The organism is Methylobacterium cerastii (assembly GCF_022179125.1).
Taxonomy (GTDB): Bacteria; Pseudomonadota; Alphaproteobacteria; order Rhizobiales; family Beijerinckiaceae; genus Methylobacterium; species Methylobacterium cerastii.
Genome location: NZ_BPQG01000041.1, coordinates 1 through 2,359, shown reverse-complemented (window position 1 = coordinate 2,359; position 2,359 = coordinate 1). Strand labels below are relative to the sequence as shown.

Annotated in this window: 3 protein-coding genes; 1 reads left to right on the top strand and 2 read right to left on the bottom strand. The window is 60.5% G+C overall.

All coding sequences use genetic code 11. The features are described from left to right. Positions 1–120 precede the first annotated feature (120 nt). Positions 121–672 (bottom strand): Ros/MucR family transcriptional regulator, encoded by a 552-nt coding sequence (locus MFF13_RS13735; protein ID WP_283205820.1) that lies wholly within the window; start codon positions 670–672, stop codon positions 121–123. A 183-nt stretch (positions 673–855) separates the two neighbouring features. Next, entirely contained in the window at positions 856–1,188 is a 333-nt protein-coding gene (locus tag MFF13_RS13730; protein WP_238272352.1) for a hypothetical protein, read from the bottom strand. A gap of 645 nt (positions 1,189–1,833) precedes the next feature. Between MFF13_RS13730 and MFF13_RS13725 the strand changes: the two genes are divergently transcribed. After that, positions 1,834–2,271 (top strand): Ros/MucR family transcriptional regulator, encoded by a 438-nt coding sequence (locus MFF13_RS13725; protein ID WP_306422426.1) that lies wholly within the window; start codon positions 1,834–1,836, stop codon positions 2,269–2,271. The last annotated feature ends 88 nt before the right edge of the window (positions 2,272–2,359 follow it).

Here is a 2,359-nt window from a genome sequence, read left to right as displayed (position 1 = left end):
CATGAATAAGACGGGCTAGGCCGATACGCGACTTGCCCGGGTGCAGGATGCCGGCGCTTGGTTAGAAGCTCGTCACCGCAACGGATGGTGCAGTGTGCCGGAACGGAGCGCTGAGCGGGCTTAAGCCGTCTCAACGGCCTTCTTGCGACCCTTGGCCTTGGGAGCCGCCTCGGAAGCCTCTGCGGCCTTGCGCGGCCGCCCGCGGGTCTTGGGCGCCTTGGAGACCGTCTCGTCGGGTGCGGCGGCATTGGAGACCGCCTTGCGCCGCTGCTGACCCAGGCCGAGCGAACGCGCCAGCTCGGAGCGTTGAGCAGAGTAGGCGGCGGAGGTCGAAGGATAGTCCGAAGGCAGACCATAGAGAGCCCGGTAGCCCTCCAACGTCAGGCCATGCCCACTGAGATGGCGTTTGAGGGTTTTGTACCGCTTGCCATCGATGAAGGAGATCAGCGCGTCCGGCGTGATGGACTTTTTGACCTGGGCCGGCGTCGGCTTCTCCGGGCCAGCAGGCTCAGCAGGCGTCGGGTTGGCAAGACCAGCCAAGGCCGCGTGCACGCTAGCGATCAACGCTGGCAGTTCGGCTACCTGCACATGGTTGGCCGAAACGTATGCCGCGATCATATCGGCTGTGAGTTCAACGGTGGTGTTCGGCTGATACTGATTCTCTTCGTTCAAAGCAGTTCCCCTTTTTCCAAGACGTTCGATCGCTCTACCGAACAAGGTAGATCGTCAAGGCTTATCTGCGGGAAACACGCTACCGAGTTCTGCAACACCGATAGAAATTTGTTGCTGCACGCTAACATGAGCTTCGATGGGCACAGAAGCCCCGGACCGCATGGGCGGCCGGGACTTCGACCGTCATTCTTCTGGGAGCGGCACAAAGACCCGTTTGCCGTTCCAACCGCAGCCGACCATGCTGAGGACCAGGGCGGCTCTGCGCTGAGCTTCTAAGCCCGCTTGGCGCTGAGCTTCGGGATCGTTCAACGCTCCATGAGCCTCGATAGCCCGGTCGTGGAAGTTGGCGCCGTCGTTGTCCGTCGGCACGGCCATACTCGGGCGGCCGTGTTGGGTGGGAGGAAGAAACGACGCATTTAGACACTGACGCTCGAAATGCAGCCACGCACTGTATGCTTCGAGCATCACGGTCGTCGGCAAGATTTCCATGACTTTTTCCTCGCATTCCATTGACATGGCGCGTCCTTCACTCAGGCATGAGAGATCCCTGCGGCTAAGCGCACGCAGCATCCGGGTTGCGGCACGGACGTGGAGAAAACTACCGCGCGGCGAACCAGCGACCACGAATCATTGTCCGAGCCGATCGACAATGCAACCTAGTTCTTGGGATTGATTTTTAGCGGCGCTTACACGTTAGAGTCTGAGATTTCTAGGTCGTATGGTCTGCCTCATTTACACAATTTGTGCAGGAGAATCTCTGACCAACCGTTCTTCCAGCTTATGCGCCTCTATTGAAGCATCCGCTTGTCGCCCGATTTGCACAAACTGTGTACGTTGCAGCCGCTACGCTGAGATATCAGCGGATCTAGCGCGTCCATACGCCTGCGGCTTGAACCGTAACAGCGGATGAACTAGAGGATGAGCCATGCGGTGCGGGCAACAGCCAAACGCACCGCCCTACGCCATCGCTACCGCGGAGCGATGAGCGAGAAGCCGGGGCCGCCCTAACGGGACGCCCCGGTTCACTCATCCTCGAAACCAAATCCTCACAGCATGCGTACAAGTCACGGCAGGCTCGCGCAATCTTGAGCGAGTTATGCCTTGATCTAGATCTATGATCGGTAGATCTCACGCCGGTAGCGTACACACAGGACGAACGAAGTGACCAAAGAAAACCTGGGGTTGAACCCCGATATGCTCACAATGGCAAGCGAACTGGTAGCGGCTTACGTTTCGAACAACCGCGTACCGGCAACTGAGCTTCCGGGATTGATCCGCACCGTCCATGCGGCCCTCAACGGCATCGCGAGCGGGACAGCCGCCGGTGGCGTCAGCGCCCCGGTCGAAGAGGTCGAGAAGCCCACCGCGGCACAGATCCGCAAGTCGATCCGCCATGAGGGTCTTGTCAGCTTCATCGATGGCAAGACGTACAAGACCTTGAAGCGCCACCTGACAAAGCACGGGCTCGACCCGCACAGCTACCGGGCGAAGTTCGGCCTGCCGCCCAACTACCCGACGACGGCAACCGCTTACTCCGAGGCCCGCTCCGCCCTCGCCAAGAACATTGGTCTCGGCCGGCCGGGTCGTATGGCCGCCTGAGCAGGCCGTGGAAGCCCGCCGCGATCCGGCGGCGGGCTTGCGCCTTAACCGGCCCCGTAGGCGAGATACTGATCCTCCCCCGGTTCCA

Coding starts and splice junctions, on each gene's coding strand:
- MFF13_RS13730 (WP_238272352.1), bottom strand. CDS start 1,188: ATGTCAATGGAATGCGAGGAAAAAGTCATGGAAATCTTGCCGACGACC.